This window comes from Ktedonospora formicarum (genome assembly GCF_016587355.1).
Classification (GTDB): domain Bacteria; phylum Chloroflexota; class Ktedonobacteria; order Ktedonobacterales; family Ktedonobacteraceae; genus Ktedonobacter; species Ktedonobacter formicarum.
Genome location: NZ_BNJF01000001.1, coordinates 3,155,604 through 3,180,368, shown reverse-complemented (window position 1 = coordinate 3,180,368; position 24,765 = coordinate 3,155,604). Strand labels below are relative to the sequence as shown.

Here is a 24,765-nt window from a genome sequence, read left to right as displayed (position 1 = left end):
TGGGCTCTTTCTTCTCGATTAGTTAGCGTATGATCACACCACAAGATCACTGCGGAGAAGAGGTGCTAGACTTTTGTTGAAAAGACTGCCACTCTTGCTGGATATGCCCAACCATGCTTTCATCAGGAATATAGCCTCCATAACGTGTAAGCAAATAAGCGTTGGTCATAACGTGCAACTCTTGTTCTCCTTCTCCCGAAACCAAGCGTTCTGAAAGACGCTTCTCAAATTCGGAGGGAGTCTCTTCTTGCTTACGATGCAAGCCACGATAGGCAGACCATTGCAACAACGCGCGATAGATCTCGCGAATAGTGCGCACAGCAGGTTCAGCGTTCATGGTCTCAGCGACCTGGGAGGTCACATTAGCGGGCTCCTCGCGACGGGGAAAGATGCGCCACCAGAGAGTCCAAAGGAAATTTAAAAGCTGGGTTGTAAACAGACGCCACGACCAGAGACTTTCGCGTACATCCTGTTGAGACTGTAGCTTACGCCTTACCAGAGCATTACTCCGTTTTAGACGTCGCCAGATAAACCAAATCAGGAGACAGATAAGCGCGATAATAAGCAACACCCCAAGGATCTCCAGAGTAAAGAGGAGAGGGGAAGGGGTACTCGCAGGCTGAGCATGGTGTGGTGGTGGTGGCTGCGAAATAGTCGGGCGTTGACGCGCTGGTGGGAGTTGAATTTGTAGATGTAGAGAATCGAGCAACCAGAAAAGCGGTGTTACCAGAACAAGCGCCACAGTAGCAAGAGCGTTTACCAGAGCAGTATAGATCGCGCTCAAGGGCCCCTGAGCCTGAGAGAGGAAATCAGGGCTGACAAAGGCCACCAGGATCAGACCTACAACGCATAGAACTAAGCATATAATGCCAACCACAGACAGAATTGAGCGCTCCTGCCCTGAGACGCTTCCCTCTAGACCGCGCAGATGGCTCAAGCGCAGAAAAGATGCTCTAGCCAGTGAATGTGCAATAAGCGCGAAGGAGAAGAAGAGCACAATGACAAGAAAGAGCATAGGAATGCCTGTGGCTCCACTTGAGGCACTTGTCACCAGAAGCGCAAAGATGATGATCCCCAGGCCAATACGTAGCGCATTCAAAACATCACCAGGCTCCACACGTCGTCGCGTGAGTGCTAGTCCACGCCAGAAGAGGAGCGCGCTAATGATTAACACCAGGAAGGTACGATAGCCCTCTGGATGAAGCAACAAGATATCATTCACGCTTGCAAACAGCCAAGCTGGGTTATAGAGTGGAGTCGTCGCAGCATAGACTCCTCCCCAGATAATCAGGAGGGTTAGCACAATCAAAACAAGCATACGAAAAGGGGCGGACGAGAGGAATGGTTGACCTGATTCCTCAGATCCAAATTGGGTAGCTTGCGAAAACCAGATGGCTGCCGCGAATGGGACAAAGGCTCCCCAGAGAGGTAAAATCGGCGTCCCACCACCCAGGCCAGTTACCGCGAGAACGCAGAACGCGGCATAGATAGCGCAGGATTCCATCGCAGCATAGACAAATGGTAGCAGACGTTCACCCTGGCTTAGCGCATCATCGGTTGTACTGTCCTCTTCGGAACGCGAAGAGGTGAGCAACCGCCGCGCCTCAATCTCATCTCGTTGAGAAAGTTTTGGCGAAGGTTCAGGAGCCGACCCCATACAGTTGACCTTTCATCAATAGCTTACTAAAACAATCTCTCTGGTGGTTTGCCATTCATTCGCCTGAGCAGAGTCGCCTGGGCTGCTCAGGCATTGGGCAACAACACGGCTTGAATAGGAGCCATGTAGCGGCATTGGCGAATGCTTTTAGAAAAAGATATGTTGTATTGTAGTTACGTCACAAATCCATGTCAACGCAATTACGCTCTGTCTACTCAAAACCTCACATGTTTAGATCTCCAAACTTATCCACAATTTCTTCCACTTCTACACAATTTTTGTGGATAACTTTTTTATTTCCTCATAAGAGGCGGTAGAGACGACAACATTTGCGCAACGAGGAGTTCGGGCGCGATACTATCTATAATGTTGGTCTTATCCAGAAGGATAGCAGACTTAATCTGTTGATAACTAAAAGGGTTGGGGGCCAGCGTCACTCCATGATGCCAGGGACTTGATGTCCAGACATGCATAGAATAGAGAGTACCAGGCAGATAGGGGGTAATCGTTGGAATGCCAAGCGCGCCTGCGATATGACCGGGACCTGTATCGTTAGCTAGCGCGAGCGTCGAACGGTTCGTCAGAATAGCTAGCTCGCGGAGAGACTTGGTTGCATAGACAAATACACGCGCATTCTCATTTGTGCCACGAAAAGCCCCAAAATCCTCACGCATATCCTCCTGGCGCAATCCCACAGGATGCATTTCATCGGGGCCACACAGGATGAGGAAGTCAATCATTCTGCCTGGAGCATATGCCGCCATCTCCTGGCAGAAGCCCTCTATGACCTCATCCCAGCGACAATAACATTTGGCGATGACGACTGATTGAAAAAAACAAGCAATTTGTAACGCCTCTTCTCGCAACCCAAGCTTACGAGCAAGGCGCTTACCATATGCCTCTTCGCTGGCATTAAGAAGCACACGTGGCTGAACCTCTTTTCCAACAAGCGTTGCTGGAGCGAGTGAGAAAAGATCCTCAATAAAGTCAGCATAGCGCCTCTCGCGGCTACGCTGGGCATAGCTACGCACACCCACACGAAAGAGGCGCTTGAAGATTGCGACCCGGCGCGCAATAGTAGGCGAATCAGTAGATTGAATGGTCAACTCTGGCATCCCATCATGACCGCCATGCAGGTCAATACCCACTATCGTTGTGCCAGGAATACGCTCCAAAGTAGTCTCCAGGGTCTGTTGCCCAGATGCCACTTCTTGAATACTGATGGAGTACCAATAGGCTTGCTGGTAGAGTGTTTCTTGAAAAAGGGTCGCAACCCCCTCATCTACCAGGATGTGAACGGGAGTTCCCGCTTTTCCCAGATGGCGAAGCGCTTGAAGAGTCCCCTCAAGCAAAGCGGTGGCAACAACACTCTCACCCAGGCGACCGGCCTTGCCGCCAAGTTGAATTGCCACAGCATCGGCACTATATATCACTTCGCTACAACGCGCCAGAATTTCTTGAGTGGTGGGGGAAATTTCATGTGGACGCTCAGCGCCCCATTCATCCATAAAGGCCAGATTATATGTCTGCGTCACTGCATATTCCTCAATAAAGCAAGGAGCCGCACGCCAGAGCAGGCGAGACAACTCCTTGCTTTACACTTTATCTGTATGGTAAGACGTTGCTAGCGCGCGCTGCGAGCTTGAGCGAAGCGCTTGTTAATCTCATTCCAGTTGACAACATTCCACCAGGCGTTTAGATACTCAGGGCGGCGGTTCTGGTACTTCAAGTAGTAAGCATGCTCCCACACATCATTGCCAAGCACTGGATAGAGGCCCTCTGAGAGGGGGCTATCCTGGTTTGCAGTAGAGGTAACTTCGAGATTACCATTGCGATCAGCAACCAGCCAGGCCCAACCAGAACCAAAGCGCTTGGCACCAGCATCGTTGAACGCAGTCTTAAAGTTCTCGAAGGAACCGAATTTGGCATTGATAGCACTCGCGATTTCACCTGTGGGTTCTCCACCGCCATTGGGCATCATAATCTGCCAGAACATAGAATGGTTGCTATGACCACCACCATTGTTGCGGACTGCTGTGCGAACACCCTCAGGTACTTCGTTGAGACGACGCAAGACCTCATCAATAGGGAGGTTAGCAAACTCATGACCCTGCAACGCATTGTTCAAATTGGTAACATAGGTCGCATGGTGCTTATCGTGATGCAAGTGCATGGTCTCGGTATCGATGTAGGGCTCAAGCGCATTGTACTCATAAGGAAGAGGTGGAAGTTCAAAGGCCATAAGATATCTCTCCTTCGTAAAAATAGCCAGAATGCTAGCAGTGGAAATATGGTCAGGTATGCGAAAACATAACGGTCTCAGCAGACCATAACTCCCTGAACATGCGCAGCACATAGTAGTTGTGTGTAATAGGCAATAGTGTTGTCAAACAGAAACTTAGCTTCAGATGCTCTTCTGTTCTGAAACTATTACCTGATCTATATCAGTATACCCCGTGTCGCATAACGCGAATGGGATCGATTGCGCAGGCAAAAGACCTATAAGATACATATACAAGATGCAGAGCTTTATATATGTAGGAAACATCTCTTTACCTCATCTCCTAGCACGAAGCATAAAGCCCAAACGTCTCAACCTGACCCTATCTCTCCTGCTCTATATTCAGGCACATCTCTATGAAATCGGATGTACCAAAGCGATTTACTTGGGTAAAGGCTCGTATCTGTTGAAAACCTGCCTGCTCATAAACGCGCAGAGCTCGTTTATTCCACGCGAGCACAAAGAGGCGAATCTGGCGAGGAGAAAACTGGTCCCTCAAAAAGGTGAGCGCGGACTCAACAAAGGAAAGACCAAGCCCATGTCCTGTTAGATCAGGACGCAGCCCCAACCCCAAGGCGGTTGTGCCATGTTCCCCATCAATAAACACACGCGGCTCACCAGCATCCCAAACCAGAGCCGAGGTGCCAACATTGATAAAACCAGCTAGCAATCCCTGCTCATCATATGCCGCATAATAGGGGCTGCGTTGGTCAGTCAGTTCGGCAAGTGCTTCCTCCATATATTCACCACCCAGATTGTAGACTTGATATGGCTCCGGGTAGCGCCATTCAAACAAAGCAAGTACCCCTTCTCTCGAAAGAGGCATGAAACTAAAACGCATAATCCCCTCCTGATCGGGAAGCTTGAGCCCAGTCTTCTCTAAAATATTTTCGCATGGTTGTTAATAAACACAGCTCAAACAATCCGCCAATCGCTGTAATCAGCAGTCAGGTATCTTGTCAACGGGCAAATTATACGCTATGCGGACAGGCCAAAGCAAAGTTAATGTGACAGGTAGAGAATAAGCAATTGGGCATTTATGCGTCAAAAGTCTTTCCAGGTGCTATAGAACACAAGCCCCAAACGCCTGTATCGCATCAGTCGACTTCTGTGTTATAATGCCCGCAACTTATATACTTCAGGGGAAGCTCTGAAGTAGGAAAGACGCTCACCAGATGCTTTAATGCAGATAGGGAAGTAATTCGAGGACTAGCTATGATTATCGGGAAAATTGTAAAGTCAGACTCGCACATCAACTATGTCTGTCAAGTCTATGGACGGCATGAAGTTGAGGCTCAGCCAGAGCCTTCTGACTATACCTTTGGTCGTCTTGTACGCATCAGGGTCAATTCGGGGCCAGGGAATGAGCCCGATGATCTCCTTGATATGGCGCTGGGACGCAACCAGAAGCCTGTAACATACGCGGTAGGAGTTATTTACGACACGATCTTACAGAATCCCGCTTTCGGCTCCCTCGGGCCACGCCTTTCTAATGAGACCCAGATCGAACTCTTCTCTCCCGATTACATCACAGAAAAAGCGGTACTTATCTATATTATGATCCTGGGCATGATGGAGCAAAACCTGGATGAGCAGGGAAAACAGAGCATCCCATCGGCAATGCATGGTGTTCCACCGCTTTCATTGGAGCTAGATAGCGAAATTGAAACCATGTCCGATGAAGAGGTACGAGCGTTCCATTTCTTCAGTGATCCTGCTGATCCGAGCAATCCCAACGGGCTGGAGCCCTATCTCCATATGGGCTATCTCCCGCATATCATTGCTCAGCGTAGTAGCCTGCTACCTATGGTCACCTTGCGCATCATCGACCAACTAGAGCGACTCTTTCCGCAGAATCTAGCCCTGCTCTCGATCGTAAAACGCAACTTTGCCTGGCGGCTGAAGGTTGAAACCACCGGCTAAGATCTTCTGCGAAAATCAACACCGCTGCCGTGTCCTCAAATGGGGATCGCGGCGAGCACGCCCTTCTTATGCGAACCCTTAAGCGTGCTCAGATTTTCGGAGAGGCAGTAATGGAGGAGCTTTACATCTATGCTTGATACCTTTCGCAACGCCGCCACATCCATGCCACCAGCCCGCAAGCCTGTAGGGATTACCAAGGGACCGGGTGAGAGCAACCATGAATTTACTTTTGTCTCTCGCGATGATGCCCAGGTGCTCAAGAACGGCGAGTACGTTTACTACGAACTTTTTGAGCCTGATAACAACGAAGCCTCACATTTTCAGGTTCGGCGCGTGCTCGGGCGCGTCATCAAACGTGTGCCGCTACAGCTATATCCCGATACCTTCCTCGGTGAGCCCGATGTTCCGCCAAACCAGGTCGCGGCCATGGTTGGCTATAATACACGCACCAACGAACTCTTTGAGCTCCATGTGGCGATTATGGGCTACTATGATGCCATGACAGGCTCGTTCATCAATCCCTGGATTCCACCTCAATCAGGCAAACAAATCTTTCTGGCGGACGACCAGATGCTCGCCGACATCCTCAGTCGCAAGAAAGATAAGCAGCCAGGTTCAGCGACCATCGGCTCGCTGCTTACCCGCACGCCAGAGGCCGTACCCATTGTGCTCTCAGTTAAGGACGTAGTCAGTACACATCTGGCAATCATCGCCAGCACGGGCGCTGGCAAGAGCTATCTCGCCAGCGTTGTTATTGAGGAATTGATGCAGCCACATAACAAAGCCTGTGTGCTGATTATTGATCCACACGGCGAGTATGGCACCCTCGACCAGATTGCCAACGTGCCCCAATTCGCGGAGATAGGAGATGGGCGACACCAGGGCTATCAGCCACACGTGCGAGTCTACAAGCCAGAACAGGTCAAAGTACGCATCTCGACCTTGACTATGGGTGATATGCGCGCACTGCTTCCCGAGATGACAGAGAAACAGCAATATCTACTTAATCGCGCCATGCGCAAGGTGCGCGAACGCAAAGGGGATACTCCCTGGGGTGTCGCGGACCTCAAAGTGGCGATCAAAAGCGTCTCGAAGCAGAAGAGTGACGACGAAGGTGAAGGAGCGGACGACTCAAGCACGGTTCACGCTCTGAACTGGCGTATCGAGCAACAGTTTGAACAGAGCTTTACCTTCGATGATACGCAACACCTGGACCTGCGCGAGATCTTCAAACCGGGTCAGTGCACAGTGCTCCAGCTAAACGAGATCGACGAACGCGACCAGCAGGTTATCGTAGCGACGTTGTTACGCCGTCTGAACAAGGCACGTATGGATACCGAACGCGGCAAGGTCCATTCGGGAGAGTCGTACCTGCCTTATCCAGTCTTCGCGCTTCTCGAAGAGGCTCACCACTTCGCTCCAGGTGGGGCAGAGGTTGTCTCGACCTCAATTCTCAAACAGGTGCTAGCCGAGGGGCGTAAGTTTGGTATCGGCGTGGGCTTGATTAGCCAGCGACCGGGCAAGCTAGATGCCGACGTTTTGAGCCAATGCCAGACACAATGTATTATGCGCATTGTCAATGAGATTGACCAGAAGAGTGTCGCCGCCGCAATTGAAGGCGTAGGACGCGATCTGCTGGACAACCTGCCCGCGCTCTCGAAAGGACAGGTAATTGTGGCAGGTGCGGCGGTAAACACGCCAGTCATCTGCCGCGTGCGAACACGCCATACACCACACGGTGGCGAGAGCAAAGACGCGCCGGATTTGTGGCAGAAATACTTCAGTCCTGAGAACCAGGAGCAGCGTCGTCGCGATGAGGCTCCCCTCAATGGGAACCGGGGCTTCAATTTGATGAGATAGATATAAGTGTTATGACCAGACGTATGAAATGGCTGCTATTGTTTCTTACTGCACTTCTGGGTTGGGGAGGACTTGTACTGTATACACGCTACACGCCACCTCAATCCTTTCTGGCCTTCGCGGGTTTCTTTATGATCCTGGGTATCACGCTCAGTAGCACATTAACACCCATTACCTATACCATCGGCTCACGCCTCTTCCCAATCCGTATCTATCAGGCCACGCTTCGCCATGCCGCTCGCCAGGCTGCATTAATCACGCTAGTCATCATCTTTAACCTGATCTTGCGAGCCCTACATAGCTGGAATATCTTTACAGCTATAGCTATTATCGCGGCAGCAATCATCTTTGAGATGTTGGCTCTGGCTCGGAAGTAGGACCACATATGCATGTCTGTGTTATCCGGCCCGGCGCGCTTGGCGATACACTATTGGCGCTTCCCATCATCCAAGCCATACGGGAGCGTTATGAGAACCCGCAAATTACATTTGTAGGGCAGGCCGCGATCTTGCCCCTCATGATAGCTTCAGGGCTTATTACACGGGCTCTCGACTTCGAAGATCGGCGATGGGGAGAGTTATTTTCGCCAAATGGGATTCAGCATCCTGAGTCGCTGGCACTCCTGAGCGACTGCCAGCTTGTCATATGCTGGATACGCGATATAGATGGTAGTATCGCGCGCAATCTGCGCGCTGTGACCAGCGGACGGATCATCGTTGCGCCGGGACGTCCTCAATCAAACACAGAGATGCATATCATTGATTATCTGGCAAACACAATAGAAGTCACCATAGATAAACAATTCACGCTCCAGCTTCGCGATCCAGAGCAGCCCCCAACCGTGCATAAATACCAGGGGTACGTCGCGATCCACCCTGGCAGCGGTGGTATCCATAAGTGTTGGGCACTTGAGGGCTATGTCGAGATTATACAAGAGCTGTGGAAACGAGCCATCCCAGTACTGATGCTGGCAGGCCCGGCAGACAGAGAGCGTCTGGACGCGCTACACCAGATGCTGCCAGATCCGCCGCCCATGTTATTCGCGTCTCTGCTCAATGCTCCACTACTCCAAGTAGCGCAGGCACTCTATCAATGTCGTGGCTATCTAGGAAATGACTCGGGCATTACGCACCTGGCAGCACTCCTAGGAGTGCCAACACTAGCGCTATTCATTGCCAGCGATCCCAGGCTATGGCAACCATATGGTTCATCTATACATGTGCTTACTGCACAGGAAACAGGACTTTTGTCCAGTAAAAGTGTGCTCTCCACCCTTAAATCGTTGTGTGTGTAGGCAATCGTTTAGCGGTTAGAGAGGAGGAATGTAACAATGGATCAGCATCCGGGCATGCCCACACCGGACCCCTCGCAGGATAAACTCATACTGCCAGGACCACAGGAAACGGGCCATTCACCCATACCAACGCAGCAGAATACACCATATCATGAGGACATGACATATCATACATATAGTGCACAGCCACAACAAACAGGAGGGCCTGCTAACCTGGCACGCAATCAGGCTGATCCAGCTGTTCCACGTAATCTCTTCGCCAAATTAGGTTACTACTGGCACAAGGACCCGGCATACCGCTTTCTCATGTTTGCAATTAGCCTGGTCCTACTCGCAAGCCTGGCCTTTGCTATTATCGTTGGCAATTATCTGACACAAGCCCAGAATGGCTCCAATGGATCAGGACCACAGGCACATGGTCCCAACCTTTCCCAGACGAGTACGGCAACCGCGCAGACAAGCCCAACGCCATCACCAACGCCATCACCAACCCCAAGCCCAACACCCTCACCAACGCCATCGCCAACCGCGACACCGACACCAATCACCAATGGGCCGCTTGCAGTTCAGATTACAGACGTGCCTGCAAGTGTCGTTAACAACTCGACGGTTACGGTTACGGTCACAAGCCAACCTAATGTTAATGTGCGCCTCTCTGTACGTTACCAGGCCGCCCCATTCATTGGCAGCGGCAATGGAAGCAAAACAACCGGAGAGAATGGAATAGCTCAATTGACCTGGAACGCACAAGTTATAGCAACCCAAACCACAACCGCGCAGATCATAGCAATAGCGACGGACCAGAATGGACAAACGGTCCAATCGGCCCCTGTGAACGTGAAAATAACCGTGTCATAAATGACACGCATCAACAGCGCATAGAGGAGTGTCCGGTGGACGGCCATAGCTATCAGCCATCCACCGGACACTCCTCTATATGCCCCTGACTGCTGCTATTGGTGAGGCAAGATGGCTATGCGAGAGCTAGTAAGGCATCTCTGTGCATGATGATAAACACAAATCGGTTTATAGACGCTATTTCTAACGAGTCGTGATTTTTCTCTTGCTTTGAGCGTATACTCTCAAGAATAAGGAGAGAGATAGTGCTACAATCATATGCAAAATGTATTCTTGGATCTTCTCTCGCTATTAAATTTTCGTTTAAGAGAATACAATATTGAAACTTGCAAGCATGTGTAAGGTGGTCTATGACACAAACCGATGATATCAAGCAGCTTCAGGAGGCTGTGCGCGTAGTGCGCCAGAGCGTAGGGCGGGTCATTGTAGGCAAAGAAGAGGTAATTGACCTGCTCATGGTAGCCTTACTATGTGAAGGGCATGTCCTTTTTGAGGATGTACCAGGAATTGGCAAGACGACACTGGCGAAATCACTAGCAAGATCTCTTGGCTGTAGCTTTCAACGCATTCAGTTCACGCCTGATCTGCTCCCCTCGGACATCACCGGCATTACCTTTTATAATCAGAAGAAGGGTGAGTTTGAGTTCCGTCCTGGTCCATTGCTGACACAGATTGTACTCGCGGACGAGATTAACCGCGCTACACCGCGTACACAATCAGCACTCTTGGAAGCTATGGAGGAACGCCAGGTTAGCGTAGAGCGTGAGACGCTGAAACTACCACGGCCTTTTATGGTGATCGCAACCCAGAACCCAGTTGAATTAGAGGGAACCTTCCCGCTACCAGAAGCACAGCTAGACCGCTTTCTCTTACGCCTACGTCTGCACTATCCTAGTAAAGACGAAGAGCGCCTAATCCTACAACGCTTCAAGGAGGCCCAACCTCTGGAAGAGCTTCAACCAGTACTGAGCACTGAATGGCTACTCAAGCTCCAGAAGCTCATTCGACGTATCCATGTTGAGCCAAGCGTCGAGAGCTACATTATCGAACTAGTGGCAGCGACCCGAACACATAACAGTATTGAGCTAGGCGTTAGCCCACGTGGTACGTTAGCGCTCTATCGTGCCAGTCAGGCATACGCTGCGCTCCAGGGACGCACCTATATCATTCCAGACGACGTGAAGCATGTGGCGGTGCCAGTATTGTCGCATCGCATGATCGCCACCAGCCAGACACGCTTACATGGGCAGGTCATGGAGCAGATCATTGAAGAGATATTACAGAGCGTCGCAGTTCCAGTAGAATCATAAAGTCTTATGCGAAAACCAACGCGCTCAGGTTTTCGCATAGGGAGATGGTCTTATGCAAAGTCCACGACAGGGTCGCGCGTTTATTCGCGGCAAAGGCATTACAGATGGTATCTGGTACACGCTCTGCGTGCTACTGGTTCTGCTGGGCATTATCATACGCCAACCCCTGCTAGTCGTAGTGGGTGTTCTGCTCTTGTTGATTATTATCACGACAGATATCTGGTCTCACTACTGCTTGATTGATCTGCGCTATCAACGTAAGTTTAGCCAGAAGCGGGTTCTCTTTGGTGAAGACGTTACCATGTCAATTACAGTCGAAAATGGTAAAATTCTGCCGCTGCCCTGGTTAGAGGTAGAAGATCTGCTGCCACGCTCATTGCCCCTCAAGGAGCAGGAGTTACGGAGCGCACCCCTCAGCAATCTGGCGATGCTTGAATGCCTCTTCAGCCCAAGGTGGTACGAGCGCGTCACACGTAACTACACAGTGCGTTGCATCCAGCGGGGCATTCATACCTTCGGGCCTACCAAATTACATAGCGGCGATGCCTTCGGCTTCATCACACAGGATCAGGAGCTTAACAACCACCAATACCTGCTTGTCTATCCCCTGGTGGTCCCATTAGATAGCTTTGGCTTGCCCGCGCGTCATCCCTTTGGGGATTATCGCGCTCCTCGCCGCCTCCTTGAAGATCCTTCACGAATCATTGGTGTGCGGGATTACCGCTATGGGGATAGTATGCGTCGCGTCCACTGGAAGGCTACCGCGCGCAGTATGCAGATGCAGAGCAAGGTCTATGACGCCACCACCACCTTCACCCTGGAATTATTCCTCAATATCGATACGCGAGCCGACGCATACTATGCGATCCATCCTGAACTCCAGGAGTTAGCGATCTGTGTTGCCGCGTCGCTGACAAACTGGGCGCTCGACAATAGTTACGCGGTTGGGCTATACGCGAACACCATTATGAATATGCCAGACGAGGAACTGGCTATTGGACGACGCTACATAGAGCCGCAAAAGAGCGAAGTCGAGCCGGAGGCCGAACTAGCCCAGCAACTCAACAGGAGGCGCATTCGCCTTCCAGCCTCTAGTAGCGAAGAGCAGCGCAAAAATGTAATGGAGATGCTGGCACGCGTTCAAGGCTACTTTGGAGCACCCATCGAAGAGGTCTTACAGGCGGAGAGTTCACGCCTCCCCAACGGCGCCACTGTCGTGCTCATCACCAGCACCCTCGGTGATCGCATGCTTGACCGTTTGGTACAACTACGACGGCGCGGGCACGCCATCAGTGTCCTCTTTATTAATGACACACCACCGCCACAAAGGGTAGCAGGGATCAGCATACACCATGTAGGAGGTGAAGAACTCTGGCAGAGGCTCCTGGCTCCCTATACAGAGACCGCCACTCCCAACGCCGATGAGCTTTCTGGTGATGCTCGCCCAATACGGGCAGAACAAAGCTTGAGTCTGTAGAGGCGATAGACAAGAAATGCATAGAGACCAGGGAGAGAGATGTATCGCGTTTCTCCCCGGTCTCTATGCATACATCTAAATGTTAGGAACCCAGTCTTCAGCGTGAGGAAGGTCATCTCCCCGACCAGTTCGTGGGGAGGGTGTAGAAAGATTATCTTCTGACTCAGGCTCAGGATTGATGTTGCTAGGGCGAAGCTGGAGGAGTGCCTCCAATTCCACTTGCTTATAGAGCCGTTGACGCTTGATCCCCTGCCGATAACTGCGCAAGAGGCCACGGCTCACATAGGTATATAACGTCGATAGCTTTACGCCAAGAAAATGAGAAGCTTCTTTTCCATTTAGATAGTTCTCCCCATTTAATTCGAGCATGGTACACCCTCCTTCCGTGCATAAATGCGGTAGCTTTGCTCCTATTTTCCCAATGATAATGAGCAGTACACATTTTGTCAATCTACCGATGTAGCAGGCAGGACCAGCAAGGAAAGGCAATAACGAACCACTCCTCGCTGGTTCAATCAACCTAAATCGAGTATTATCAAGTTTCGCTAAAGTTTGACAAATGAAATCGAATTTAATTGACATTCATCATAGCACATGATACAACATAGAAAAGAGCAAGCCGAATGTTTAAACACAAACTTGGATATACACATACTCTAGCAAAGGAGCACACGAAGTATGTCAACGCCAATTTCCAGCAATAGCCAGATATCGCAGAAAGAAACCACCTCTGCCACCAAAAACAAAGGTGGGCTTGAGGGCATTGTAGCCGCGACAACTGCGATTAGTAAGGTTGAGGGAGAGATAGGTAGACTCATCTATCGTGGCTATAACATACATGACCTGGCTCGCACAACGATCTTTGAAGAAATTGTTCACCTGCTCTGGTTCGGGCATTTGCCTAACAAACGAGAGTTAGAACAACTTCAGGAGCGCTTCGCGACAGAGCGTACCATTCCGGAAAATGTTATGGTAACCTTGCGCTCATTACCTGCCAGCACCGAACCTATGGATGCCCTACGTACGGCAGTCTCAGCCTGGGGCGCGGTCGCTATCCAGGGTAAGCCAACCATTGATCAGGCCATTGCCCTGACAGCTCGTTTCCCACTCTTCCTGGCAGCCTTCGATCGCTTGCGCCGTGGATTAGAGCCACTCGAATCAAAACCGGAACTGGGGCATGCCGCGAACTATCTCTATCTTCTGACAGGCGAAATACCTTCTGAAGAACATGTGAAGGGCCTCAACGCCTATCTGGTTTTATTAGCAGATCATGGCATGAACGCCTCAACCTTCACAGCTCGTATCGTCGCCAGCACAGAATCGGATATATCCTCCTCAATTGTGGCTGCGATTGGAGCGCTCAAGGGACCACTGCATGGGGGCGCACCCTCGAAGGTGCAGGATATGCTGCGGGAGATTGGCACGCTTGAAAAGGCCGATGCCTGGATTCGCGAGGCCGTGTCTACAGGCAAGAAGCTGATGGGCTTTGGGCACCGTGTCTATAAGACGACCGATCCACGCGCGGAAGAGCTAAGAGAGATGGCTCGCCTGGCTGACGCGAATGGCTTTGTCTTCACACGGGGCGTCGAAGAGCTAGCTATCGCAATTTTGGAGGAGTTGAAGCCTGGTCGCCGCCTTTATACAAACGTCGAATATTACTCTGCAGCGCTGATGGCTTCAGTTGGCCTCAAGGGAGATCTCTTCACGCCAACATTCGCGGTGAGCCGCGTTGCAGGTTGGAGCGCGCATGTGCTGGAACAGATCAACAATAACCGCTTGATCCGCCCAGAGGCGGAGTACACAGGCCCAACGGATCTGGCGTTCAAGCCACTGAATGAGCGATAGAGGCCCTCACACGGCACGCTGACATTTTACTCTACGAGGGCGGTCGGTATCGACCGCCCTCTGCCGTTGTTCTATTCGCCACATCAAATAAGGACGATCTCGCATGCAAACACAGACACCGCCCGCTTCATCAACGCGACCACCCTCAATCCAACCCTCAAACTGGAAACTACTCGGCCTCTGGAGCCTGATCGGGCTACAATCATTCGGTGGCGGCTCCTCAACGACCTTTCTCATTCAGAGCACATTTATTGATAAGCACCACTATATTACCATGGAAGAGTATGCTCATTTCTGGAATCTATGCGTATTTAATCCAGGAATCAACTTAATCGGCATGACAGTTTTGATCGGGCGCAAACTGGGTGGAACATGGGGCATAGTAGTGTCACTGACCGGCTTGCTTCTTCCCAGCGCAGGGGTAACCTGCCTGTTGACAGCGCTGTTCTCATCTATTCAGGACAATCCCGTAGTGCAGGCGGTCATGCGTGGCGTTGTTCCAGCAACGGCGGGACTTATGCTACTAGTGGGTGCGCGCTTCGCTCAGCCACTCTTACAACAGGCCCATACGGAAGGATGGAAGACGTTACTGATCTGCTCTTCGCTAATCATAATCTGTGCGATAACAATTATTGTGCTCCAAATCTCTGTTATCCCGGTACTGGTAGGTACCGCTCTCATATCAATGCTTATCTTCACCTCTTGGCGCGGTAAACCTGATGAGGTAGCACGGCAAGCAGGCAACTCAGAAGGTCCTCTGAAAAAGGAGGGAAGGTAATCTATGATTGACCCACTGTTGTACTTCCTGCTTTTTCTCAAAGCATCCCTCTTCTCAAGTGGTGGATTAAGTAATTTGCCGAGCCTGCATCAAGACTTGATAGCACGCGGCTGGGCTCAGGAGAGCGCCTTCGGAGAGTCCATCGCTATTGGACAGCTTAGTCCAGGGCCAAATGGACTATGGGTCATCAGTCTAGGCTATCTGACTTATGGTGTCCCAGGGGCGCTTATGGCTCTACTGGCGATTACACTCACGGCGCTTCCGGTCCTACTTGTCTCGGCAGGCTATGGCATGATTGAACGTCAACGTTGGGTGCCTGGCTTTATGCGCGGGATATCGCTGGCAGTTGTTGGCATTCTGCTCACGGTTGTATGGTCAATTATCAGGCAGCCCGACATCGATTGGCGCGGCTGGATTATCGCAGGAGTCGCGGCCCTGTTAGGCGCGACCAAAAAGGTAAATCTGATCGGCATCTTGATACTGGCAGGCATTGCTGGCTATTTCCTGTACAGGTAGCACCATTTTGCAAGGCTGGGTCTTAGACATAAAACAACGCCGCCTTTCGGCGGCTAGCGCTCTCGCGCTCAGTTTTTTGTTAGGCTAGATTAATTTCTCATGCTTGCCTGCAACATGACGTAGAAGCTCGAATTGACCAGTATGGTAGGTTTCGTGCCATTGGAGTTGTTCAAGCACCTCTCCAAGGGTGCGCTTGCCGTCAGGACCAGAAGGCTGGACGAGCACTTCCGGGCTGATCTGTTCAAGAGCGGCTAGCAGACGCTGATTGGAGATACGTAGCAGATCCAGCAGATGCTTCAGGGAGCTCGCGCGCTCAGGTCCGCTCAGATGCTCAGATTGCCGCTGGTAGACTTCGCGCTCGCTCGGACTCAGGAGTTCCTCTGCCCCCAGGAGGCGAAGAGAAATATCGCGATGCACGAGAACATGCCCAAGTACCCAGTTCAAGCAGTTGCCACCATCTGGTGGCAGTACAAGACTCTCCTCGGTGGTCAGATCGCTTGTATGCATGAGAATAACGTCATGGTTTCTCTTGAAGATGAAGACCAGGGTTTTCATATTAGCCATGTCAGCACTCCTTTCCATGATGAGATCTACAGCGTGAGTAGACAAAATAAAGACTCTCTATATTATGACTCATCCTGCTCTGGATCGCGGCGCTGAGCAAGCCAGCGCTTAATGCTAGCCTCCTTCCCCTGGTTCCCAGGCTCATAGAAACGCTGATCCGCGAGGCGCTCTGGCAGATATTCTTGCACTTTTAGTACAGGTGGGCGTTCGGGATCTTCACTCTCCATATCTTTATAGACATCATGAGCATACTTATAATCTTTGCCGTAACCCAGGTTCTTCATCAACGTCGTTGGAGCATTGCGTATCCAGAGAGGAACGGGATCAGTAGGGCCATTGATAACTTCGGCGCGCACCTGACTATAGGCATTATAGACAGCATTGCTTTTGGGTGCCGCCGCCAGATAGGTTACAGCTTCGGCGAGGACAACACCAGCCTCGGGCATCCCGATAAAGTGTGTGGCCTGCTGAGCCGCCACGCAGAGCGCGAGGGCCTGCGGGTCAGCGAGACCGATATCCTCAGCAGCCATGCGCACTATACGACGAGCAATGTAGAGTGGATCTTCTCCCGCTTCAAGCATACGTACAAGCCAGTAGAGGCTACCATCTGGATCAGATCCGCGCACGGCCTTATGCAAAGCTGAAATAGTATCGTAATGCTGATCACCAGCCTTATCATAGAGCAAGGCACGATGTTGCATGACCTCCTCAACGAGGGCTAACGTGATATGCCGCGTGGTGGCATCGTTGGAACTCAAAGCCCCCTGGGCTGTTAGTTCGAGAACGTTGAGAGCGGTACGCGCATCACCATTGGCATAGATAGCAATAGCCTGGAGCGCATCTTCATCTGCCGTCAGGTGGTGCTGACCAAGACCTCGCTCGCTGTCCTCCAGAGCACGATTGAGAAGGCGTATAATCTGCTTCTCTTCAAGAGCCTGAAGAACAAAAACACGGCAACGCGAGAGGAGGGCTCCATTGACTTCAAAGCTAGGGTTTTCCGTCGTTGCCCCAATGAGCGTGACTGTACCGCGCTCAACGTGTGGCAGAATGGCATCCTGTTGGGCCTTGTTGAAGCGGTGGATTTCGTCAATAAAGAGGATAGTACGACGACGTGAGAACTGACGGAGTTTCGCAGCCTCATCGGCAATGCGGCGTAGATCAGCAACACCTGCCGAAACAGCGCTCAGCGTGACAAAGCGGGCATCTGTGTGACGCGCGATAGCCTCAGAGAGTGTGGTCTTACCGCTTCCAGGTGGTCCCCAGAAGAGCATAGAAGTCACCCGACCAGCCTCTATCGTGCGGCGTAGGAGCTTATCAGGCCCCAATAGGTGCTCTTGACCCACAATCTCGTCCAATGTACGCGGGCGCATACGCGAGGCCAGAGGTTCGCCTATCTGATTGCTTTCCTCTTGAGAAGTAGAGGGTGCCTTCGAGCTCCGGCTTGAGCGTGTCTTGCTATTTGCATTATCTTCCGTGGGTTGGGTATCTCCAAAGAGAGAGATCTGTTCTGGCATAGCAACATCCTCCACGTACCTGCTAGCACAGCCACAAACGTTTATGAGCCACAGGACGAATAATAAGGTCTATGCAAAACACCAGCGCGGTCACAACAAGAGCGCTTTCAGGTGTTTAAACAAGGTGTGCATTATACGACTTTGGTGGCGAGCAACAAGCCCGACGCCCAGTTTAAGTGGCAGAGGCGCAGGTCAGACCTCTGTCCAAGCGTGGCAAGCAGAGCCTCAACCTTCGTCTCATGGCCTTCATCCCAAGTTGGGCGAGGGTCCAGGTCATCAATAACATATATCCCTCCTGGCTTGAGCAGAGCCAGGGTCTCATCAAACAAATAAAATTTCCCTGGCGGTGTATCGGCAAAGATAAGGTCGAAGCTTGCGGGTGATTGCGCGAGAATGAATTCCGCGCCATCGCCCTGATAGAAGGTCACGCGGGGGTCGGAACCCAGGTGGCGGCGCGCGATCTCACTAAATGTAGCGCTGCGCTCGACCGTGAATAGACGCGCATTGGCATCCATTCCATCAACCAGCCAGCTTGTTCCTATGCCAGTTCCGGTCCCCAGCTCCAGAAAATGACCACCAGGCTTACTCGTGACAAGCATACGCAAGAGTGTTCCAGTCAGGGAATCTGATGCCATAGGGAAGTCGATCTTCTGCGTCTCCGCTTCCAAAAGCGAGAGAGCAGCTGGAGGTGGAATATGAGCAGTAAGCATAGTTATCTCCTCCTATCCTTGAAGGCAATTTCTCCTTCAGTCTACAACATTGCAAGTGCAAATGGAACTGACACACAATCGTAACACTTTCGGCATAATCCCGTAAAGGGCACACTGTATTCTATGGGTGTGAAAAGGTTATCGATTCAAAACATAAATACGTGGAGATGCAGATAAAAATTTTCTAAGTGTGATTGCTTCATCGCATGAAAGGGAACTGTAAAAGATGGAAAACATACACGAATCAAGGCATGAAAGGAAGCACCTCTTAGGTAAAACGGCATTCATTCTCCTTTCATTACCAATGAGTATCATCTACTTTACACTTGTCATTGTAGGGATTGCACTTGGCACAGGAACAATGGTAATCTGGATCGGATTGCCAATCCTACTAGCATCCTTCGCAATGCTCTGGGGCTTTTGCGCACTCGAACGACAGATGATCGAGACAATGCTGCGTATGCCAATTCCAGAGTATCCTCCAGAGGTGGGGCCAATGACATTGCGCAGGCGCTTTGGGCGTTACCTACAATCTGGGCAGACATGGAAGGGGCTTCTATATATGCTCTTCTTCAAGTTACCATTGAGCATCATTAACTTTACATTTGTGATCGCGGTTCTGGCCCTGGCGCTAGGTGGAGTTCTCATGCCACTGACATACCTGGTGACTAATAGCGTGCTCCAGGAAATCCAAAGGGCGGGGCATAGCACACCAGATATCACCTACAACATAGGATTTCTTGCAATCATTGCCAATGGACACTTCGATACTGTAATGTTTATACACTCGCTGGTTGGGATTCCACTAGGCATCGCCTTCTTCTTCCTCGCGCGCTATGTCATCAATGGGTTAGCTCATATCTCTGGCCTGATTGGACGCGTCATGCTAGGGCCGGATACACAGGCAATGCCCACTCCAAAGGATGATCTTTATGGAGCAGGCTCACGATCACAGCGAGGCTATGCCACGCAGGAGACAAACTCACAACAGCGTGAAGCCCCTTTGCCCTATGCACGGACACTGTCATAGTAGGCAAAAAAGGGAAACTCGAGCCAGAGCAAAATTCAAACCATGTTCGGAAATTGAACATGGTTTGAATTTTGCTCTGGCTCTATTTATGCTCACTATAGGGCACTGATTGGGTCAATATCGATCTCCCAATCGGGCGCATCAACAACGCGTAGGAGTCGATGCAGGTCGGGACCACGCGCGATCATCTGCCAGCGATACTTATTGCGAACACGCTCTAGCATGGCAGGCGCTGGCCCGACAATATCAGTATTGACCAGGCCAAGACGATTGATCCAGTGGGTCAACCGTTCAGAGAAGCGCATAGCCTCAAGCTGACAGCGATGGCGATTACTGTGGCTATATGTGAACTTAACGAACTGACGGAAGGGAGGATAACCATAGCGCTCTCGAGTCTCAATCTCCATACGATAGAACTCGTCATAATTATGACGTGAGGCAGTATCGATACAGAAATGTTCGGGATTAAAGGTCTGGATAATCACATGACCAGCCTCGCTACCTCGGCCCGCGCGACCCGCGACCTGCGTCAACAGCGTAAAGGCACGCTCTGGCGAAGAGTAATCAGGCAGATTGAGAGCAATATCGGCGGAAACAACACCAACCAGCGTGACACCCGGAAGGTCCAACCCCTTAGCGATCATCTGCGTACCTATAAGGATATCAGCCTGACGGCTGGCGAAACGGTCAAGCAACGCTTCATGAGCATGACGATTACGCGCGGTATCACGGTCCCAGCGTAGCAGGCGAGCTTCAGGGAACATCTTTTGAATCGTACGCTGAACTTTCTCGGTTCCCAGACCAAAGTAACGAATCTCGGCGCTCTGGCAGGCAGGACAATAGCGTAGAGGCTTGCTCTGCGCACCGCAATAGTGGCACATTAGCACGCGCTCGGTAGAATGGTAGGTCAGGGGAATATCGCAATGCTCACAGAGCGCGGTATAGCCGCAATCGCGACAGAGAATACAGCTTGCGGCACCACGCCGATTCAGGAACAGAATTGCCTGCTGGCCCTGCTCCAAGACATTAGTCAGGCCCTCATGCAAGCGACGACTAATGATGCTAGTATGGCCTGCGCGCAGTTCAACGCGCAAGTCCACTATCTCCACTGGTGGCAATGTCGTCCCTATGCGGCCCTTAAGCTCAACCAGCTGATAGCGCCCTCGCTCAGCACGATGATATGACTCAACGGCAGGGGTGGCGCTACCCAGCACCACCGGGATACGCAAGATTTCACCTAGTTTGAGCGCAGCCTCACGCGCATGATACGTTGGCTTCAATTCACTTTGTTTGTACGCGGCCTCATGCTCCTCATCGATGATAATCAGGCCAAGATCGGGTAATGGAGCAAAGAGGGCCGAACGTGAGCCAATGACCACATCAACCTGACCTGCGCGAATGCGCCGCCACTCATCATAGCGCTCGCCCACGCTGAGTTCGCTATGGATAATAGCAACACGATCAGGAAAGCGGCCCGCCACGCGCTGCACAGCCTGCGTCGTCAAGGCAATTTCTGGTACTAGAATAACCCCACGCTTCCCCTGGGCAATAATCGCTGCCAGGGCCTGTAAGTAGATTTCGGTCTTGCCACTTCCGGTTACGCCGTGAAGCAGAATAGGTTTGGGTGTCGTTCCCTGCTCACCTTCACGCACGGCATCGAGGACAGCGCGTAAGGCCTGCTCTTGCTCTTGAGTCAGAGTCAATGGCTGGCTGGCGGGAAGTGCACGACCTTGCAGAGGATCACGCCTGAGTTCCTGGCGCTCGATAGAGATGATACGCTCATCTTCAAGCTGGCGTAGTTGGCGCTCAGTCAGATCAGTGGCGCGACAGAGGGCGGCAGGCGTCCAGGGAGAACCACGATTCAAGCTCTGCTGCAAGAGATCCAGAGCAGCAAGCTGGCGCTGAATGATCAGACCTGCCTTGCTCTGCACAGGTGGCGCAAGTGTCGCGCTAGCAGTAGTTCCCAGGGACCAGGGATTAGCCGATGCCTTTGTTGTCGCCTGAGAAGCACTGACAGAGTGTGGTACCTCACTACCAGCGGTAGCTTCACTCTCGGCGTGGCGCAGACGCTCTTCAAGCTGCTCGCGCCAGATGAGTAGTTCTTCTCCTTTGACCAACAGACGCACAGCGCGACGCAGCCGAATCTTCGCGCGGCCCTCGACCAGCTCTGGCTCACGCACGATAAGATTACTTTGCTTGATTTCTTTGAGTAACTGCTGAGCTTTGGTCTTACCAAGCATCTTTTTGAGTTGTTCAACGTCAAGCGAGCCATCAGTATGCAGGAGGCCGAGCAGGGCACGCAGACGTAACGAGGCATCCTGCGAGGAGGCGCTACGCATAGCGTCCTCCAACGCCTCCTGCGAGAGCTTGAGGACAAAACGCGAACGTTGCAACAGACCTGGCGTCAGCATATTAAAGACTGTATGTGCCAGAGAGGTCGCATAGTACTCCGAGAGCCAGCGTGCAAGCTCTAACTGATGAGGGAGTAGCGCTGGTGTCTCGTCAAGAATACTACTGAGATCACGCAGTTCAATGCCCTCCTCAAGCAAAGAGATAGCAGCCTCATCATCAGCAAGCACGCGCCAGACAATCCCCTCGTCGAGACGATCTCCATAGGGGACCGCTATCAATTGTCCTCGACGCAGGCGTGCCTCCAGAGCGGTCGGAACACGATAAGTCAGTAGCGGCTGCTCCGTGTTCCAGCGACCCGCCGTAGTCAAGACTTCCACCAGCATTCTTGTTCTACCGCCTTCTAGCGTCGATCAAACTCATGGGCCAGTTCCGAGAGGCCAAAACGGATCATCGTAGGTCTTCCATGGCAGCAGCTAAAGGGGGCATTGACCTGCTCCAGTTGCTCAAGCATCTCACGCATCTCGCTCATGGCAAGAAAATAGTGCTGTTTGATCGCTGCCTTGCAGGCCACATTCGCCAGGGCGCGTTCCTCCCAGGTCTCAGTATGCCCAAGTTGCTCTTCAGATGTCAGTTCTACAAGTAACTGGTGCAGTGAAAGAGTATCGAGACGCTTTACCAATTCGCCGGGGACAGCACGCACCTCGACGCTCTTACCGTTAACAACTTCCAACTCAAAGCCAATCTGGCGCAACTGCGCGGCATGCTCCTCCAGAGCCTCAATCTCGACAGGCGAAAGCGTCAGCACCATAGGGGTGAGCAAAAGTTGCGAAATTGTGGCACGAGACTTCATAGCAGCGACCATACGCTCAAGTACAATTCGCTCATGAGCAGCATGTTGATCAATGAGATACATCCCATCTGGTCCCTCAGTCACGATATAACTTTGCGAGAGCTGCCCCACAATGCGCAGGCGCGGGAACTTACGGGTCTGCTCAGGGGCGAGGCTATGGCCGGGCAAAGTCGTTTGCGCGAACACTTCCGCAGGCACTGTTTCCTTATCAGGTAAGGATGGAGAGGGAAACAACTCAGCGCGCTTCTCTGTCTTGGGAAAAGGTAATTGGATACCCCGAGTTGGAATTGACTTTGGTACGGCATCAAAGGAGTGTAGATCATTATCGCTGACAGGCGTCTCGGAGCGCGCAGGAGCCTCAGGCGAAGGTTGAGGTAGTGCCTCCATAGGTGTAATTGGGGGCAGCATCGCGAGCGGATCATCGTCATCAGGCTGCGCAAGCGTCGGGTCAGCTTGCGCAGTCTGCGTCTCGATAGGCGCGGCCCCAACTGGTTGTTCTAAGCGCGAGCCTTTCACACGATTAGCGATATCTACATGACTCTGCCATAGGCGAGAATGCACTGGGGGCCGATTGCCATGCTCCTCCTCGGTCACAGTCTGCCAGGGGTTATCACCTGGAATTACAGAACTCGACGTACTCTGCTGGCTCGACTCGTCCGCATCCAACGTTTGGTCGAACGTGGGAGGAGAGTCAGTATTGGAACTCGACGACTTCGCCTTCCAGCGAGGCATCTCTGGCTCCTGCAAGAGCGCCTTGCGTGTAGCTCGCAGGATAGCGGCAAAAACTCGCCTCTCCTTCAAAAAGCGAATCTCGGTCTTAGCAGGATGGACATTTACATCGAGGAACGATGGATCAATCTGAATATTAATTACAGCGATAGGATGGCGACCACTGAGCAAGAGTGAGTGATAGGCCCCTTCAACGGCAGTCGTGAGCATACGGCTCAGTACCCAACGCCGATTGACAAAGAAAGAAATATGCTGACGTGTACTCTTATACGCACTGGGGCGGCTAACAAAACCCTTAACGCGAGGATACTCACCGTCGTCCTCATGCTCATCGTCGCCATCGACCTCTACCATCTGTTCGGCGATCTGCAAGCCATAGACCTGCACCAGTACGCTAAAGAGCTTACCATCACCAGGGGTCGCGAAGATCTGTTTGCCCTCGCTAGTGACGGTAAAGCGAATCTCAGGATAAGCCAGCGCGTATTGTTCTAGCAGATGATGACAGTGGCTCACTTCTGTATTACGACTCTTGAGGAACTTGAGGCGAGCGGGAACGGCACTAAAGAGATTGCGTACCGTAATCGTAGTACCCACAGGCGATGCGGCGGGAGTAGCATTGGAGATGCGCCCAGACTCTGCGCTAATCTGTGCTCCTTGCTCCGTGTCACGCGGACGACTCAGTAGCGTCACTTCAGCAACGGCGGCGATACTCGCCAGAGCCTCCCCTCGGAAACCGAGGGAATGAATCTGCTCTAGATCATCTATCACAGAGACCTTGCTGGTCGCATGACGCTCTAGAGCCAGAGGAAGTTCCTCAAGTGGGATACCGGAGCCGTTATCAGTCACGCGAATAAGTTGTAGACCGCCATTCATCAGATCAACGCGAATCTGTGTCGATCCCGCATCAATACTATTTTCGATCAGCTCTTTGACCACCGATGCGGGCCGCTCCACCACCTCACCAGCCGCGATCTTAGCCGCCACATCAGGCGCAAGTTGACGTATAGGCATAACAGAATTCCCCCCACTTCGCTAGAACGCCAGGCACCAATAAGAACGAGTGTTCAGCCATTATAACACACCGCTCTTGGATATGCACTGAGCAAGAATGGCTATCCAGCGCCGCCTGGAGGGTCATCAGGAGGCATCTCAGTATCATCGGTGACACGATCAAAATAGTCCCATTGCTCCCAATTCCAAGACCCAAATACTTACAT

Annotated in this window: 21 protein-coding genes; 11 read left to right on the top strand and 10 right to left on the bottom strand. The window is 51.8% G+C overall.

The features are described 5' to 3' along the window. Positions 1 to 46: 46 nt before the first annotated feature. The 4 genes from K3T82_RS13745 to K3T82_RS13730 all read right to left on the bottom strand — a co-directional run bounded on the left by K3T82_RS13745 (position 47) and on the right by K3T82_RS13730 (position 4,779). On the bottom strand, positions 47 to 1,657 hold the full coding sequence (locus K3T82_RS13745; protein WP_220194010.1) for a DUF4129 domain-containing protein: 1,611 nt from the start codon (positions 1,655 to 1,657) through the stop codon (positions 47 to 49). Positions 1,658 to 1,950: 293 nt separating this feature from the next. Then, positions 1,951 to 3,192, bottom strand: a complete 1,242-nt coding sequence (locus K3T82_RS13740) for a glycosyltransferase family 9 protein (protein ID WP_220194009.1) — start codon at positions 3,190 to 3,192, stop codon at positions 1,951 to 1,953. A gap of 89 nt (positions 3,193 to 3,281) precedes the next feature. Then, positions 3,282 to 3,899 carry a superoxide dismutase gene (locus K3T82_RS13735; protein WP_220194008.1) on the bottom strand — a complete coding sequence of 206 codons (618 nt, stop codon included), beginning with the start codon at positions 3,897 to 3,899 and terminating at the stop codon, positions 3,282 to 3,284. A gap of 361 nt (positions 3,900 to 4,260) precedes the next feature. Beyond that, complete coding sequence (locus K3T82_RS13730) at positions 4,261 to 4,779, bottom strand: GNAT family N-acetyltransferase (protein ID WP_220194007.1); 519 nt, start codon at positions 4,777 to 4,779, stop codon at positions 4,261 to 4,263. 374 nt (positions 4,780 to 5,153) lie between these two features. On the opposite strand from K3T82_RS13730, the gene K3T82_RS13725 reads away from it, so the two are divergent. The 7 genes from K3T82_RS13725 to K3T82_RS13695 all read left to right on the top strand — a co-directional run bounded on the left by K3T82_RS13725 (position 5,154) and on the right by K3T82_RS13695 (position 12,660). Further along, the gene (locus K3T82_RS13725) at positions 5,154 to 5,861 is read left to right on the top strand and encodes a DUF8166 family protein (protein ID WP_220194006.1); all 708 of its coding nucleotides are present in this window, start codon (positions 5,154 to 5,156) and stop codon (positions 5,859 to 5,861) included. A gap of 129 nt (positions 5,862 to 5,990) precedes the next feature. Beyond that, positions 5,991 to 7,721 (top strand): ATP-binding protein, encoded by a 1,731-nt coding sequence (locus K3T82_RS13720; protein ID WP_220194005.1) that lies wholly within the window; start codon positions 5,991 to 5,993, stop codon positions 7,719 to 7,721. Positions 7,722 to 7,732: 11 nt separating this feature from the next. After that, positions 7,733 to 8,098, top strand: a complete 366-nt coding sequence (locus tag K3T82_RS13715; RefSeq protein WP_220194004.1) for a hypothetical protein — start codon at positions 7,733 to 7,735, stop codon at positions 8,096 to 8,098. Between the two features lie 8 nt (positions 8,099 to 8,106). Further along, complete coding sequence (locus K3T82_RS13710) at positions 8,107 to 9,015, top strand: glycosyltransferase family 9 protein (RefSeq protein WP_220194003.1); 909 nt, start codon at positions 8,107 to 8,109, stop codon at positions 9,013 to 9,015. 36 nt (positions 9,016 to 9,051) lie between these two features. Continuing rightward, the gene (locus K3T82_RS13705; protein WP_220194002.1) at positions 9,052 to 9,873 is read left to right on the top strand and encodes a hypothetical protein; all 822 of its coding nucleotides are present in this window, start codon (positions 9,052 to 9,054) and stop codon (positions 9,871 to 9,873) included. A gap of 350 nt (positions 9,874 to 10,223) precedes the next feature. Next, entirely contained in the window at positions 10,224 to 11,183 is a 960-nt protein-coding gene (locus K3T82_RS13700; protein WP_220194001.1) for an AAA family ATPase, read from the top strand. A 52-nt stretch (positions 11,184 to 11,235) separates the two neighbouring features. Further along, a complete protein-coding gene (locus K3T82_RS13695) occupies positions 11,236 to 12,660 on the top strand; it encodes a DUF58 domain-containing protein (RefSeq protein ID WP_220194000.1) in 1,425 nt (474 codons plus the stop codon). Between the two features lie 75 nt (positions 12,661 to 12,735). On the opposite strand, the gene K3T82_RS13690 is transcribed toward K3T82_RS13695, so the two are convergent. After that, positions 12,736 to 13,029, bottom strand: coding sequence for a helix-turn-helix domain-containing protein (locus tag K3T82_RS13690; protein WP_220193999.1), 294 nt, complete (start codon positions 13,027 to 13,029; stop codon positions 12,736 to 12,738). A gap of 309 nt (positions 13,030 to 13,338) precedes the next feature. On the opposite strand from K3T82_RS13690, the gene K3T82_RS13685 reads away from it, so the two are divergent. The 3 genes from K3T82_RS13685 to K3T82_RS13675 all read left to right on the top strand — a co-directional run bounded on the left by K3T82_RS13685 (position 13,339) and on the right by K3T82_RS13675 (position 15,799). Beyond that, positions 13,339 to 14,505, top strand: coding sequence for a citrate synthase/methylcitrate synthase (locus K3T82_RS13685; RefSeq protein ID WP_220193998.1), 1,167 nt, complete (start codon positions 13,339 to 13,341; stop codon positions 14,503 to 14,505). Positions 14,506 to 14,608: 103 nt separating this feature from the next. Next, positions 14,609 to 15,283 (top strand): chromate transporter, encoded by a 675-nt coding sequence (locus K3T82_RS13680; RefSeq protein WP_220193997.1) that lies wholly within the window; start codon positions 14,609 to 14,611, stop codon positions 15,281 to 15,283. A 3-nt stretch (positions 15,284 to 15,286) separates the two neighbouring features. After that, on the top strand, positions 15,287 to 15,799 hold the full coding sequence (locus K3T82_RS13675; protein WP_220193996.1) for a chromate transporter: 513 nt from the start codon (positions 15,287 to 15,289) through the stop codon (positions 15,797 to 15,799). An 84-nt stretch (positions 15,800 to 15,883) separates the two neighbouring features. On the opposite strand, the gene K3T82_RS13670 is transcribed toward K3T82_RS13675, so the two are convergent. The 3 genes from K3T82_RS13670 to K3T82_RS13660 form a co-directional block, all read right to left on the bottom strand. After that, the gene (locus K3T82_RS13670; RefSeq protein WP_220193995.1) at positions 15,884 to 16,363 is read right to left on the bottom strand and encodes a DinB family protein; all 480 of its coding nucleotides are present in this window, start codon (positions 16,361 to 16,363) and stop codon (positions 15,884 to 15,886) included. A 62-nt stretch (positions 16,364 to 16,425) separates the two neighbouring features. Beyond that, on the bottom strand, positions 16,426 to 17,733 hold the full coding sequence (locus K3T82_RS13665; RefSeq protein WP_420799304.1) for a replication-associated recombination protein A: 1,308 nt from the start codon (positions 17,731 to 17,733) through the stop codon (positions 16,426 to 16,428). Between the two features lie 275 nt (positions 17,734 to 18,008). Next, positions 18,009 to 18,587, bottom strand: coding sequence for an O-methyltransferase (locus tag K3T82_RS13660; RefSeq protein ID WP_220193993.1), 579 nt, complete (start codon positions 18,585 to 18,587; stop codon positions 18,009 to 18,011). A gap of 226 nt (positions 18,588 to 18,813) precedes the next feature. Between K3T82_RS13660 and K3T82_RS13655 the strand changes: the two genes are divergently transcribed. Then, complete coding sequence (locus tag K3T82_RS13655) at positions 18,814 to 19,617, top strand: sensor domain-containing protein (RefSeq protein ID WP_220193992.1); 804 nt, start codon at positions 18,814 to 18,816, stop codon at positions 19,615 to 19,617. A gap of 95 nt (positions 19,618 to 19,712) precedes the next feature. Here the strand turns inward: K3T82_RS13655 and priA are convergent, their stop codons facing one another. Together priA and mutL are read right to left on the bottom strand one after the other, a co-directional pair. After that, positions 19,713 to 22,352 carry a replication restart helicase PriA gene (gene priA, locus K3T82_RS13650; RefSeq protein ID WP_220193991.1) on the bottom strand — a complete coding sequence of 880 codons (2,640 nt, stop codon included), beginning with the start codon at positions 22,350 to 22,352 and terminating at the stop codon, positions 19,713 to 19,715. A 17-nt stretch (positions 22,353 to 22,369) separates the two neighbouring features. After that, the gene (mutL, locus tag K3T82_RS13645) at positions 22,370 to 24,559 is read right to left on the bottom strand and encodes a DNA mismatch repair endonuclease MutL (protein WP_220193990.1); all 2,190 of its coding nucleotides are present in this window, start codon (positions 24,557 to 24,559) and stop codon (positions 22,370 to 22,372) included. Between the last annotated feature and the right edge of the window lie 206 nt (positions 24,560 to 24,765).